Source organism: Colwellia sp. MB3u-55 (assembly GCF_014076785.1).
Classification (GTDB): domain Bacteria; phylum Pseudomonadota; class Gammaproteobacteria; order Enterobacterales; family Alteromonadaceae; genus Colwellia_A.
On the sequence record NZ_JACGUS010000119.1, the window covers coordinates 79,740 to 92,745 of the forward strand.

13 protein-coding genes are annotated in these 13,006 nt (G+C 36.7%); 6 read left to right on the top strand and 7 right to left on the bottom strand.

What is annotated here, in order from left to right; translation table 11 throughout:
• Positions 1 to 73: 73 nt before the first annotated feature.
• Positions 74 to 511: a DUF3010 family protein gene (locus tag H4J66_RS15055; RefSeq protein WP_070375975.1), complete on the bottom strand. Its 438-nt coding sequence runs from the start codon at positions 509 to 511 to the stop codon at positions 74 to 76.
• Positions 512 to 720: 209 nt separating this feature from the next.
• Here H4J66_RS15055 and H4J66_RS15060 point away from each other — a divergent pair, with 209 nt between their 5' ends.
• From H4J66_RS15060 to H4J66_RS15070, 3 genes are all read left to right on the top strand, one after another.
• The gene (locus H4J66_RS15060) at positions 721 to 1,416 is read left to right on the top strand and encodes a tetratricopeptide repeat protein (RefSeq protein WP_182175815.1); all 696 of its coding nucleotides are present in this window, start codon (positions 721 to 723) and stop codon (positions 1,414 to 1,416) included.
• 132 nt (positions 1,417 to 1,548) lie between these two features.
• On the top strand, positions 1,549 to 2,682 hold the full coding sequence (locus tag H4J66_RS15065) for a sensor histidine kinase (protein ID WP_182175816.1): 1,134 nt from the start codon (positions 1,549 to 1,551) through the stop codon (positions 2,680 to 2,682).
• Entirely contained in the window at positions 2,672 to 3,298 is a 627-nt protein-coding gene (locus H4J66_RS15070; RefSeq protein WP_182175817.1) for a response regulator transcription factor, read from the top strand. The genes H4J66_RS15065 and H4J66_RS15070 overlap by 11 nt, the downstream gene beginning before the upstream one ends.
• Before the next feature lie 17 nt (positions 3,299 to 3,315).
• Here H4J66_RS15070 and H4J66_RS15075 read toward each other — a convergent pair whose 3' ends face one another.
• The 4 genes from H4J66_RS15075 to H4J66_RS15090 all read right to left on the bottom strand — a co-directional run bounded on the left by H4J66_RS15075 (position 3,316) and on the right by H4J66_RS15090 (position 7,725).
• Complete coding sequence (locus H4J66_RS15075) at positions 3,316 to 4,077, bottom strand: tRNA-uridine aminocarboxypropyltransferase (protein ID WP_182175818.1); 762 nt, start codon at positions 4,075 to 4,077, stop codon at positions 3,316 to 3,318.
• Between the two features lie 116 nt (positions 4,078 to 4,193).
• The gene (gene galE / locus H4J66_RS15080) at positions 4,194 to 5,204 is read right to left on the bottom strand and encodes a UDP-glucose 4-epimerase GalE (RefSeq protein ID WP_182175819.1); all 1,011 of its coding nucleotides are present in this window, start codon (positions 5,202 to 5,204) and stop codon (positions 4,194 to 4,196) included.
• A gap of 359 nt (positions 5,205 to 5,563) precedes the next feature.
• Positions 5,564 to 6,232 (bottom strand): GntR family transcriptional regulator, encoded by a 669-nt coding sequence (locus tag H4J66_RS15085; protein ID WP_070375969.1) that lies wholly within the window; start codon positions 6,230 to 6,232, stop codon positions 5,564 to 5,566.
• Between the two features lie 599 nt (positions 6,233 to 6,831).
• Positions 6,832 to 7,725, bottom strand: coding sequence for a hydrogen peroxide-inducible genes activator (locus H4J66_RS15090; protein WP_182175820.1), 894 nt, complete (start codon positions 7,723 to 7,725; stop codon positions 6,832 to 6,834).
• A 247-nt stretch (positions 7,726 to 7,972) separates the two neighbouring features.
• On the opposite strand from H4J66_RS15090, the gene H4J66_RS15095 reads away from it, so the two are divergent.
• From H4J66_RS15095 to H4J66_RS15105, 3 genes are all read left to right on the top strand, one after another.
• Complete coding sequence (locus tag H4J66_RS15095) at positions 7,973 to 8,251, top strand: peptidylprolyl isomerase (protein ID WP_070375959.1); 279 nt, start codon at positions 7,973 to 7,975, stop codon at positions 8,249 to 8,251.
• A 40-nt stretch (positions 8,252 to 8,291) separates the two neighbouring features.
• Positions 8,292 to 8,651, top strand: coding sequence for a hypothetical protein (locus tag H4J66_RS15100; protein ID WP_182175821.1), 360 nt, complete (start codon positions 8,292 to 8,294; stop codon positions 8,649 to 8,651).
• Positions 8,652 to 8,994: 343 nt separating this feature from the next.
• Positions 8,995 to 11,226 carry a M4 family metallopeptidase gene (locus H4J66_RS15105; protein WP_182175822.1) on the top strand — a complete coding sequence of 744 codons (2,232 nt, stop codon included), beginning with the start codon at positions 8,995 to 8,997 and terminating at the stop codon, positions 11,224 to 11,226.
• 61 nt (positions 11,227 to 11,287) lie between these two features.
• Here the strand turns inward: H4J66_RS15105 and msrQ are convergent, their stop codons facing one another.
• Positions 11,288 to 11,881: a protein-methionine-sulfoxide reductase heme-binding subunit MsrQ gene (msrQ, locus tag H4J66_RS15110; RefSeq protein WP_182175823.1), complete on the bottom strand. Its 594-nt coding sequence runs from the start codon at positions 11,879 to 11,881 to the stop codon at positions 11,288 to 11,290.
• An 81-nt stretch (positions 11,882 to 11,962) separates the two neighbouring features.
• Positions 11,963 to 12,982: a protein-methionine-sulfoxide reductase catalytic subunit MsrP gene (msrP, locus tag H4J66_RS15115; RefSeq protein WP_182175824.1), complete on the bottom strand. Its 1,020-nt coding sequence runs from the start codon at positions 12,980 to 12,982 to the stop codon at positions 11,963 to 11,965.
• Positions 12,983 to 13,006 lie beyond the last annotated feature (24 nt).

Sequence of the window (13,006 nt, forward strand, 5' to 3'; positions counted from 1 at the left end):
TCGCCGTAAACGTAAAAACCCCAGTAAGTGCAAACTTACTGGGGTTTTTATTAGCTTCAACTAAAAGAAACACTTACTTCATATAAGGGTCACTTTCAAAAAAAGCAAAAACGGTATCAAAGGCAGGTTCTTGATATTGCTTCAAGCCGGTATCACGAAAATCAATATCTATTTGACTTCTTACTAGGGTTTTCTTGACAAAACTACCCGCAATAATTTCTACTTGTAGTTCTTTTATAAGTTGAATACACGCTTCTAATTTAAAGCCGATCGGTCCACCAGAAAATTTACCTTTTAAAGCGCGACCACGGATAACAACTTTATCAACGTGATAGTCTTCCATCAATTTAGCAAAGGTAAATTGGAAGTGTTGTACTGCTTCGGAATCACCTGCATCTACTAAAGATATTTTTTGCACGCGCGTTTGCGGAATATCATACAAACCGTTTTCACGTGACATAATACAAATAATTGCATCATTACCTTTTAATTCAACACCACATATTCTCATAAAGTTATACCAATTCAATTAATTTCGATTTTCGCGGTCGCATTATATACCTAAATAGTAGATACCGAAACGAATTAATGACATTTGTCATTTTAAGTCATGACAAAGTGCTCTAATACTAAAACTAGATACTTGAAATACTTGTTTTCGCCAAGGGGGAATAAACAAAATTCTTCTTTAACTTAAAACAAAATATAAGCGAGAATACGATGAAAACTACATTATTTAAATTAGCAATTACCGTTTCATTAATGTTAAGTACTCAGGCGCAAGCTGATCAGCAAACCATTACAGCCATTGAAAATGCGTCAATGGAATTAAACTTAACAGAATTAGTAAATATTAAAGAATCCAGCAACGGTTACGACCGAGCTTTAGCGAATTATCGTCTTGGGTTCAATTACAGTTTTCTTCAACAGCAAGACAAAGGCACTGCTGCGTTAAACCGAGCAACAGAACAATTAACTGAACTGGTTAAAATTAATAATCAAGACAATGAAAGTTGGGCGCTACTAGCGCAGGTTTACGGATTACGTATTGCATATCAACCGATGAGCGGGATTGAATTAGGTCCTAAAGCAATAAGCGCATTGACAACAGCCCAAAAAATTTCACCTAACAATCCACGTGTATTACTCTTTACAGGTGTAAGTAAATATAATACACCTGCCATGTTTGGTGGAAGTAAACATCAAGCATTAATAGAGTTATCTAATGCCATTGAACAATACAATAACGATCAATATTCTGAGTATCATTGGGGATTTGCAGAAGCATATACATGGCGCGGATTAACGCAATTGGAACTAGGTAATAAAGAGGCCGCATTGGCCGATTGGGCAAAAGCAGTAGAGGTATCCCCTAATTACAGTTGGGCAAAAAATCTACTTCAGAAGAATACTTAAATATCTATTAAAATCTTAAGCTGCTGATATTAAAATAATATAATTAATTACAGATTCAGCAGCACCTCATTAAATATGATATAAATAGCGCGTTTTAGTTAACTAATATCATACGAAGTTTTGGACATTGAAATGAATATCAATAATAGCACTTTTGTAGCACCGAGCTTAACCGAAAACCAAATTGTACTGTGGACATGGCTTCCGCTGTTTTTTTCGCTATTTTATTTTTTTCCTCTATTTGCCAACTGGCAAAATTTCGATGTTATACAAATATCTGGTTCGCTCATCGTTTATAGTTGTTTTATTTATTTTTATATTACTGGTCAAAGTAATGATGAACGAATGGCTATTCGTCCTATTTTTGCTATTTTACTTTTAAGTTTTCTCGGTACATATTTTACCCCCGGCACATTTACCTTATTTGCCTTTGCAAGTTATTTTATTGGTTATTATTACCCTGCCCCAAAAAGTATAATAGGTTTAGGGATCACGATTGGTCTCATTTTTATTACTGCGGCAGTCTTTGATCTCGTCAACTTTTTTTTCATAACTCCTGCACTTTTTTGTAGTATTCCAAACTTTTTATTTGGTTTAGCTGAGCGTCGTAGCCGCAAGCAAAAATTGTCAGAACAACGCAGTCAACAGCAAATAGAGCAATTAGCAACGGTTGCTGAACGCGAAAGAATTGCACGAGACTTACATGATTTACTCGGCCACACACTCTCTTCAATCGCACTAAAAGCAGAGCTTGCCGAGAAGCTAGCTAAAGCAGGACAAATAAAAAAATCAATTGATGAAATATCACATGTTGCAAAAATTACGCGTGAAACATTAAGTGAAGTTAGACAAGCCGTTTCAGGTTATAAAGCTAAAGATCCACAAGCTGAAATCAATAAAGCATTTGCTCGTTTAATTGATAGAAATTTCACGGTAACACAGCAAGTGTTATTACAAAAATTAACAGCAAAAGCAGAAAGTTCGTTATTACTTATTATTAGGGAAGCAATAACGAACATTCTTCGTCACAGTAACGGTGATAACGTTATCGCTAAAACTCAACAAACTGAAGATTCGTTATGTCTCACAATATGCGATAACGGTTCTCATTACCAAGACGAAAATAGAGAACCTAAGTTCAGTAACGGGCTGATAGGAATAGTAGAGCGCGTTAAGGAACTCAATGGACAGTTCACCATAAATACAAAACAAGGGTTTGAGTTAAAAATTAGTTTACCATCAGAGGCTTTCATCAATGAAAAATGAAGTATTAAATAAAAAGATCAAAGTAATTATCGCTGAAGATCAAGCACTCATAAGAGGAGCATTAACAGCCTTACTTAATTTAGAGGCAGATATTGAAATTGTTGGCGAAGCTGAAAATGGCGTTGAAGCAGTGAAACTTATTAATAAAAACAGTACCGATATTTTACTAACTGATATTGAAATGCCTTTGATGAGTGGCTTAGAGTTAGCGCAAATCACAGCAAAAAATCACCCCTATATTAAAACAGTTGTCATCACTACGTTTGGTCGTGCTGGATATATTAAGCGCGCTTTGACTATTGGCGTTAAAGGTTTCTTACTTAAAGATACTCCGTCTGATGAGTTGGCAGCGGCTCTGAGAAAAGTAATGCAAGGGAAAAAAGTAATAGACCCTGAATTAGCAATTGCTGCCCTAGATGATGTCGACCCATTATCAGACAAAGAGCGTAAAGCTTTGAAATTAGCAAGTGAAGGTAAAACAACAAACGATATTGCTCAATTGTTATTTCTATCAGAAGGAACTATTCGAAATTATTTGTCGGAATGTATTTCTAAACTCAACGCGACTAATCGTATTGATGCTGCCAGAATAGCGCAACAAAAAGGCTGGCTCTGAGCTAATAATCGACAAAACTATTTAGTGCCTTTTAGCTCAACATTATGTTTTTTAGTATAATCAAGATAGTCTTCTAATGCTTGTGGATTACCTCGGTTCTTCTGGCAAACACTTTTTTGGTACTGATAACTAAACATATCAAACCATTGATCCAATAATTGTCCATTGACCGGTTCTTTTGCCATTGTTAACATTTTTGCCGCGACTTCTGCGGTAGCAAATTGATAGTTTTCTTCGGCAATGCGTATTTGATAGCGAGAGGTATTAGCCGCTTCGTCAAGTAAATGTGGGTCAAAAGCAGCAATGGGAAATTGGTTCAAGTAAGGACTTTTACGAAACATTTTTTTCGCTTCACGCCAGCAACCATCCAACATAACAAAGAGTGGTCTTTTACCTGAAGGTATGGTCATTTCATTACAAAAAACCTCACGTTCAGCCTGTGCATATTGTTGAGGAAAAACAACATAAGGTTGCCATTGCTCGTCGTTTAAAATGGCTAACATTTCTTTATTTTCTTTAGTTCTTGACCAAAGAAATGCAAAGGTATCTGGCACGACATCAGCAATTAACTTGCCTGTATTACTCGGTTTTAGTACTTCGGTATCATACATCAATAATAAAAAACCGGCATTACTGGTAGATTTTGGCGAATATGAACAAATACAATGAGGTTTTGCTAGACGACATAAGTCACAACGTAAAACGCGTTGTCCACGAGACTTGTAAGTCGTCGTGCTCAGACTCATACGATAATGATGAAGTTTATGTACAGCGTGCATAAGTGTAATTAAGACCAATTAAAACATAAAAAAATAGCGGCAATTAGAGCCGCTACTTTAGTGATTTTTAGTTTGATGTGCAATGCTTAAAACTGCGGTTTACTGAATAAGTTAACTTACTCAAACCCATTGGGGTTTTGTGACTGCCAGCGCCAAGTATCAGCAATCATAGTATTTAAATTGCGTGTTGCTTGCCAGCCTAATAGGCTGTTTGCTAATGATGCATCAGCGTAAACAGTGCCAATATCACCCGCGCGGCGCGGCACCACTTTATAGGCGATATTTTGACCACTAATTTGCTCAAAAGTATTCACTATTTCTAATACTGAAGTGCCATTACCCGTTCCGATATTAATCGCTTTACAACCTTTTATTTTTGACAAGCTTTCTAACGCTTTAACATGACCAATCGCTAAATCTACCACATGAATGTAATCGCGAACACCTGTGCCATCTGGCGTGTCGTAATTATCTCCAAATACTTGTAGTTGAGGTAAACGCCCTACTGCCACTTGAGCAACATAGGGTAATAAGTTATTAGGAATACCGTTAGGGTTTTCACCAATAGTCCCCGATTCATGTGCGCCAATCGGGTTAAAATAACGTAAGCAGGCGATTGACCATTCACTATCACTTTTTGCTAAATCAAACAGTACATGCTCAACCATTAACTTAGTTTGACCATAAGGGTTAGTCGCAGAGGTTGGCATAGTCTCATCTAATGGTGATGGGTTATTCTCACCATAAACCGTCGCTGAAGAACTAAAAACTAAATTTTTAACACCATGTTTAGCCATAACTTGAAATAAAGTAACAGAGCCTGAAACATTATTTTGATAGTAACTCAGTGGTATTTCGTTGGACTCACCAACCGCTTTTAAGCCAGCAAAATGCACAACAGCTTCAATATCATGTTCTTTGAAAACAGCATCAAGCGCAGCTTCATCACAAATATCAGCTTTAATGAAAGTGACTGTTTTGCCGGTAATTGCTTTTACGCGATTAAGGACTAAGGTAGATGAATTTGATAAGTTATCAACGATGATAATATCTTTATCTAATTTAAGTAACTCTACCACGGTATGACTACCGATATATCCAGTACCACCGGTGATTAATAAACTCATTTTTAGTCCTTTTTTAAATAGATTCGTAATCTTAAAGCCGCCATATTGATACTGAAATTCATTCAGGATGACGATGGGAAAGTGATACTTTATTTAATCACTATATTATGAGGGATATTCTGACACTGTCGCGATAAACTTACTAAGGATTTTTTGAATAATTAATATCTCTACCGTGTCTGCTCGACTGTTAACCTTAGCCTTAATGCTTAATATTATCAGACTAAATTCTACGAAAAAATATTATCAGTGATTTAATACACCCCAAATAAGCATAGTGACCGTTATGTTCTACTATCCAGCAATATAAAGTACAGACAAGACTTCGCCACTACTTTATTAGTTTGGGTGAATTAACATCATCCTTCTGCTAGCTCTCTTGCACAAAGGAACGCTTTTATTTCATCACGAGAACCCAAAATATGCTGTTTTAACAAAGCAACAGACTTTTCAATATTACCTGCTTTACATAAAGCGAGTAATTCATTGTGTTCAGATTCTGCTTTTGAAATACCCCCTGCCCATAATAAATGCATGCGAATATAACGGTCTGCATTTTTATTCAAGGTATTTACTAAGTCTTGTGTTTGCGGACGATTTGCCCCTGAGTATAAGCAATTATGGTAATCAGAATTTAATTCACTCCAGGTATTAGCAGCATTCTCTTTACCAAGCGCTTTGTCTAATTTCCCAAGAAGTTCTGTCGCTTCGTCAAGTTTTTCAACCGTAAGACGAGGGATTGATGACGCCAACAAATCAGCTTCCAACATAGCCCGTAGTTCAAATAACTCATCAACTTGACTAGCATTTAGCTCGGTAGCTGTAGCGCCTTTATGCGGTTCAAAAGCAACTAAACCTTCAGCTTCTAATTGTAGTAACGCTTCACGTACCGGAATTCGACTAACATTTAACTCTTCGGCTAATGCCGCTTGCCGTAAAGGTTGCCCTGCTTGAATTTCGCCACTGAGGATCTTCTCTCTAAGGGTTTCAACAACTAACTGAGTTCGGGTTTTATAAACAATGGTCATAAAGTACTTCTCTTACAAGTGTGGTGACATTATAAGGGTTTATTAACTAAAAAAAAGCGACTAACAAATATTAGCCGCTTATTGTTGTTATCCATGAAAGTTATAACTTCAAAACCTACTGACTTAATAATGTAGTTAGTGACTCATCGGTCATATTTTAATAACCAATGGTAAATGGAGGCGTTTATTAGCATTCCCAACAGTGATTGCAATTATTTAATTAGCGCTAAGAAAAGTAGCAATGGCTGAAATCACTCATTTTAAAAGCCCTTTACTTGTCTTTGAGAAGACCTCAGCTAGCACTATTAAGTGTCAATTTACCCATAACCTTTTTAATTATCTATAAAATAAAGACTATCCAAATAGTTAAGAATTCTTTAAGTAACACTATACAATATTAAATAATAAGATAACTAATAACACATTATCAACATAACCATAATAACAAGTAAAATAAAAATCAACTTATGCTAGAACAAACAAAGACCACTTAACTATACATAATTAACTAGCAAATAATTAACTAGCAAATAATGATTTAGCTATTGTTAAATAAATCGTTACCTTAAGCTGAGTTATCGATTAGTTAGTTTGATTAATTAAATTAATAAGTCAGTTATCACAGCTGACAATTGATTATATAAAACATTTCTCATTGACGTTTTTCGCCATAACACACCAATTTCTCGATAATAATCTTGGTCTAATGGTGCTATGGTTAACCCCTCATTTTCCCCAATATTTTTCTTTACCGCCATTTCAGGCAAAAAAGTAAAACCTTGATGAAAAGCGGTCATCTGTACTAATGTTGATAAGCTTGACGCAGAAAAAGAATGAATACGCGATTTATCAGCAAGTTTACATGCTGACAAGGCATGTTCAGTAAGGCAATGCTCTGATGATAATAGGAAAATACTCTGTTCCGGTAAATGTTTATAACTGTCTGTTTGTTGAAATGTCTCTACTAGCCTTTTATTACCTGCCATAAAAAACCTGTCTTTACCTACTAATCGACAATGAAAATTATTTACTCCTATTGGCAACGCTAGAATCAACACATCTATTTCACCATTATTAAGCATATTCATTAAGTTTTCAGTGGTATCTTCACGTAAAAACAAGGCTAAATCAGGAAGTTTACTTTGGCAGGCGCGCACAAAATCAGTTAAGAGAAATGGCGCAATCGTTGGAATACAACCAATACTTACGGTGCCGGTATACTCACTACCTTGTTGTTTTGCAAAGCTGACTAATTCGTTGGCCGAGACTAGTAACTGTCGGGATTTCTCAACAACTTCAATGCCCTGAGTCGTAAATAAAAAAGATTTGTTGTCACGTTCAATTAATTGACAATTTAGCTGTTCTTCTAATTTTAGAATAGCGCTGCTTAAGGTTGACTGACTAACAAAGCATGCACTAGCTGCTCGATGAAAATTTTGTTCTTGGTAAAGCGCAATTAAATAGCGTAAATGTTTAAGATTCGGTAAAAACATAAGGCAAAGTCCAAAGGGTAATGACGATTAATTTATCACATCACAATTAAATAAAACGATTATGATTTAACAAACACCGAATAAGGACCCGAGGACAAAAGTATAAATTTATTGTTAACTTGTCATTTTAATCAATAAACCGAGTATAAAGTTGATGAATATTAATTCAATCCATCGATTTCTTTAATTTTTTCTAAAGATACGGTAAAGTTAGAGGATTAATTTACACCATCATATAGGAAGCAACATGTCACAAGCATCAGCACGTCATTTATTAGTAGATACAGAAGAGCAATGTTTAACGCTTAAAGCACAAATCGAAGATGGAGCAGATTTTGCGGTTGTAGCGCAGGAGCACTCAAACTGTCCTTCAAAAATGCAAGGTGGAGATTTAGGATCATTTGGCCGTGGTCAAATGGTACCAGAATTTGATGAAGTGGTTTTCACTGCTGATTTAAACACAGTTCAAGGACCAGTAAAAACGCAATTTGGTTATCATTTATTAGAAGTAACGGCTCGCTCTTAATAGTCAGCTTGCTTAAAAATCGATAAAGGAAAGGTTATCAATGGCAAAAATTATAATATTGATGTTTCTTTTATCGATTTCAAATCACTGCCAAGCTAATTCTATTGCAATTGACGCGGTAAAAGCAGATGAAAAAATAATTCATTACCTTGCTGATAAATCTATCACTAACTTTCAAATAACTTACCAGCAACTCGAGCTTGGTGATATTTGTGGATTTGTTGGTTGCCAATGGCGAAAACTCGTTTCTGTCGTCGTAACGTCTAGAAGTGCTAATGCACCATCAACAACCATTGTCGCGCTTGTTGAAGGCATAGTACCTAACAACCAAGAACAACCTAAGGTTACCTTTGTAACGTTAAACAATAGCCTACCCAACACGCTAACCTTTATTAATTAACGAACGCGTTAATACCTTATTAATTTGTTAGATACTTTCATTATTTTCTCGAATCTTTATTTATTTTTCCTTATATAAATCATTGCCTATTTCACAAATATCACTTCGCATAAATTTTTTTAAACAATAATTTATTGATAGAGTTGTTAATTAAATATTAATAATAGATCAATTTGTTGCTAAAGATGTTAAATCAATGTTACGGTTGATTTGTCAGCAAAGACTGGCTAAAAAATCCTCAAGGCCATTGGAGGACAAATTAATCAAAGGAATGAGGGAGGAAAATAAAAATATCACTTGGCTTTTAATGCAAGTATAAATTAAGTAAAATTAGGAACACTTAATGCAAAATAATAATAAGATTTCTCAACTTTCATTCCTTATTGGCGCAGCACTTACCGCTGCAACAATGAACGCAACAGCTGTTGAAATGAGCGCCAGTTCACTGCAACAAGAAACAAACACCGGAACACCGGTTATGGCACCAGCAAGCCAAAGTCCAGTGCTTGGAAATTACCCGCTGGTAATCAAAAACCCTGCAGAACAAGCCTTTCAAAACATCATTTCAAATCAAAGCTCATACGGCTCAGTTGGTAATGAAAAATTTAAAGTTCGACGCCAATGGACTGATGAATTAGGTAAAAGCCATACTCACTTTGATCAAACGATTAACGGTATTAAAGTTTATGGTACAAGTATGATTATGCATACTAATTCGCCAATAAATACTTTTAACGCAAGTAATAGTGCAAGTAGCGTTTATAAAGTTACGGGTAAATTAGCCACTAATTCATTACCTTCGTTTTCAGTAATGAACAACGCTAGTGCATTAAGCAATGACTCTGCACAAGCACTGGTTGCTGCTGAAAGTGTTGGAGACGTGTTAAATATTCCAGAGCTTGCTTACGTGTACCTACCACTTTCAGAAGAAACTAAACTCGCTTATAGACTAGAAGTATCATGGGATAATGGCGGTGAAGACTTTGGTCGTGATTTTATATACTTTGATGTGAATACTTCTGAAATCTTAGCGAGAGAGCCACAAGTACATTCTGCTAAAAATTGGCGGACATACACGCTTAATGGCGGTTCGGCAAACTCGGCTCCAGGTACTTTGTTATGTACTAACACACAAAGTTGTGGCAGTAACGCCGCAGCACAACGTGCACATGATGGCGCGTCAAAAGTGTATGACTATTATCAAAGTAAATTTGGTCGCGACAGCCTTGATAACAATGGAATGACACTCGTATCTAGTGTTGATTTAGGCGTAGTTAACGCTTATTGGACGGGCTCACAAATGATGTATGGTCAAGCATCTGGTGGCATGAACGACTTTACCAGTGACTTTGATATCATAGGTCATGAATTAACACACGGTGTCACAGATAAAACGGCAAACCTAATTTATGCCAATGCATCAGGCGCCTTAAACGAAGCTTGGTCAGATATTCTTGGTATCTCAGCCGAAGCTTACCGTAATGGCACAACAAGTTCTTCATGGTTATTGGGAGATGGTTTATATAACACTCAAGGTCAGGCCTTACGTTACATGGATAATCCAACTCAAGATAATTACTCAAAAGATTGGTACCCAGAGCGCATTCCTTTTGTAAGTAACCCAAGTAATAGTAATGACCAAGGTGGTGTTCACGGTAACTCAGGTATTGCTAATTTAGCTTATGTTTTGTTGGTAGACGGTGGTACTCATCCGCGCAACAAATCAACGGCACAAGTACCCAGTATAGGTATGGCAAAGGCCGAAAAGATTTTCTATCGTGCACTTGTTACCTACATGAATCAAAATACTAATTTTGCGGGTGCAAGAGCGGCAACAGCTCAAGCCGCACAAGATTTATATGGTGCTACCGAAAAAACAGCAGTAGAAACGGCTTGGTGTGCTGTAGGTGTTGGTGCTTGTCCGACAACAGGAACACCTCCAACGGGTAATGTATTAACCAATGGTGTTGCTGCCACGAACCTAAGTGCGTCAACAAATGCAGACGTTGTTTACACGATGGAAGTTCCATCGGGCGCAACAGATATCAGCTTTTTAACAACGGGTGGTTCTGGTGATGCTGATATGTATGTTAAGTTTGGTTCAGCACCTACCGATTCAAGCTATGACTGTCGTCCTTATAAAGGCGGAAATGTAGAGTCTTGTGCAGGTACATCAACGGGTGGAACATATTATGTTCGAGTCAAAGCCTATTCAGCATTTTCGGGAGTTAGCTTAACAGGTAGTTTTACAGAAGCTGCTACAGGAAATCCTGCGCTTAATGGTTCAGAGTCGAATGTTGCTGTATCAAAAGGACAGTGGAAGCGCTTTACTCAAGTTTTACCTGCAGGTTATGCCGATCTGACTATTAGCCTTTCAGGGGGGTCAGGTGATGCTGACTTATATATTCGCCGAGGAGCACAATCAACAGCTTCTGCCTATGATTGTCGACCTTATAAAAATGGTAACAATGAAAGCTGTAGCTTTACAACCCCTGCTGCAGGTACATGGTATATAGATATATTTGGCTATAGTACAGCTTCAGGTATGACATTAACATTGCAAGCAAATCCATAAAATTATTTATAATCATTACTTTATAAATAATAAATAAGTTAAGACTAGCCGGTGCTTTTGGCTAGTCTTTTTTTATCCACTTATTTAGTTTTTTAAAACGAAGTGCTAAAAGAAGAAAAGTAATAAAAAGATAAATACTCGGTTCTATGATTTCAGACTTTACCGACCAATAAAAATGAATCCCAACAAGAACAACGGCTAAGTAAACCCAATTATGGAGCTTTTGCCAATTTTTACCCATTTTTTTTCTTAATAACGAAACTGATGTTATCGCAAGCGTTAACAAAATCAATAAGCCCGCCATACCAATAGTAATATAAGGTCGTTCAAGTATTTCACTCACAAATAGTGACCAATCAAACTGCACTTCAAACACTAGGAAATTGGTTAAATGTAGGAAAGCATAAGTAAAGCTATATAAGCCTACTAAACGGCGAACTTTTAATAATATTGATATTTTAAAACGCTTACTTAAAGGCGTTATCATTAAACTTAACAACAATAAATTAAACGCACCAATACCGGTAAAGTGAATAATGGCTTCAACTGGGTCAGCGCCTAGTTGATCAGTAAAAGCCAGATAATAAGCATTGGCTAGCGGTAAAAAAGCCGCAAGGTGGACAAAAACTTTAAACAAAATAACTTTATACTTCATAGAGATGATACGACTCAAGTTATTACTACAGATTAGTGGGGCAATAAAGCCCCTACTCACGATTTTACCCTGTCGCTATTTTTAAAAGTTTTTCCGTAAATCAAGGTTTCTATATAGATCGGCAACTTCCTCACCGTAGCCATTAAAAGGCAAAGTATCGATACGGTTACGCGCAAACAATCCGCCAGAAGTTAATCTTCGTTCACTGGCTTGACTCCACCTTGGATGGTCAACTTCAGGATTAACATTGGCATAAAAGCCGTATTCGTTAGGGGCTAAAATATTCCATGTTGACGCAGGAGGATGTTCAACAAATTTTATTGCAACAATCGACTTAATACTTTTAAAACCATATTTCCATGGCACCACTAAACGGATTGGCGCACCATTTTGTGCTGGTAATGTTTTGCCATAGAGACCGACACTCATTAGGGTAAGTGGGTTCATCGCCTCATCAATACGTAACCCTTCCACATAAGGGTAATCAATACCGCCGCCCATTCGCCTACTTGCTTGTCCGGGCATTTGCTCTGGGTCGTGTAAGGTTTCAAAAGCAACATACTTAGCTCGAGAGTTCGGCTGTGCCTTTTTTAATAGTTTTGATAATTCAAAGCCAACCCATGGGATAACCATTGACCAAGCTTCTACACATCGCAGCCGATAAATGCGCTCTTCAAGGGCAAAACTTTTCGTTAAATCATCTAAATCTAAAGTATAAGGCTTATCACACTCACCACTTATCGTGAGCTGCCAAGGTTTAATATTGAAGTTTTGCGCATTATTAACGGGATCGTTTTTACCTATACCAAATTCATAAAAATTATTATGACTGGTTACCTTAGCTTCAGGTGTCAGCACTTCAGTATTATTAGTAGCGTCAGCCGTGAACTTTAAAGGATAACGTTGAAAGGTGTTTTCTGGTTCTGATGAAAAAAAATCTAAACCTTGGGCGTTTACAGTGCTAGATATAGTTGAAGATAATAAAGTACCGGCACCGAAGAAACCCATTTGCTTAATAAGCTGCCTACGCTTTAAGTAAACACTTTCGCTGGTAACTTGATGTTCTTTTAGTGCAGATTTTCCAGGAGATTTAATTAACATATGGCTACTTCTCAGGTTATTAAT

Coding starts and splice junctions, on each gene's coding strand:
- H4J66_RS15105 (WP_182175822.1), top strand. CDS start 8,995: ATGCAAAATAATAATAAGATTTCTCAACTTTCATTCCTTATTGGCGCA.
- H4J66_RS15065 (WP_182175816.1), top strand. CDS start 1,549: ATGAATATCAATAATAGCACTTTTGTAGCACCGAGCTTAACCGAAAAC.
- msrP (WP_182175824.1), bottom strand. CDS start 12,982: ATGTTAATTAAATCTCCTGGAAAATCTGCACTAAAAGAACATCAAGTT.
- galE (WP_182175819.1), bottom strand. CDS start 5,204: ATGAGTTTATTAATCACCGGTGGTACTGGATATATCGGTAGTCATACC.
- H4J66_RS15095 (WP_070375959.1), top strand. CDS start 7,973: ATGTCACAAGCATCAGCACGTCATTTATTAGTAGATACAGAAGAGCAA.
- H4J66_RS15090 (WP_182175820.1), bottom strand. CDS start 7,725: ATGTTTTTACCGAATCTTAAACATTTACGCTATTTAATTGCGCTTTAC.
- H4J66_RS15085 (WP_070375969.1), bottom strand. CDS start 6,232: ATGACCATTGTTTATAAAACCCGAACTCAGTTAGTTGTTGAAACCCTT.
- H4J66_RS15055 (WP_070375975.1), bottom strand. CDS start 511: ATGAGAATATGTGGTGTTGAATTAAAAGGTAATGATGCAATTATTTGT.
- H4J66_RS15075 (WP_182175818.1), bottom strand. CDS start 4,077: ATGCACGCTGTACATAAACTTCATCATTATCGTATGAGTCTGAGCACG.
- H4J66_RS15070 (WP_182175817.1), top strand. CDS start 2,672: ATGAAAAATGAAGTATTAAATAAAAAGATCAAAGTAATTATCGCTGAA.
- msrQ (WP_182175823.1), bottom strand. CDS start 11,881: ATGAAGTATAAAGTTATTTTGTTTAAAGTTTTTGTCCACCTTGCGGCT.
- H4J66_RS15060 (WP_182175815.1), top strand. CDS start 721: ATGAAAACTACATTATTTAAATTAGCAATTACCGTTTCATTAATGTTA.
- H4J66_RS15100 (WP_182175821.1), top strand. CDS start 8,292: ATGGCAAAAATTATAATATTGATGTTTCTTTTATCGATTTCAAATCAC.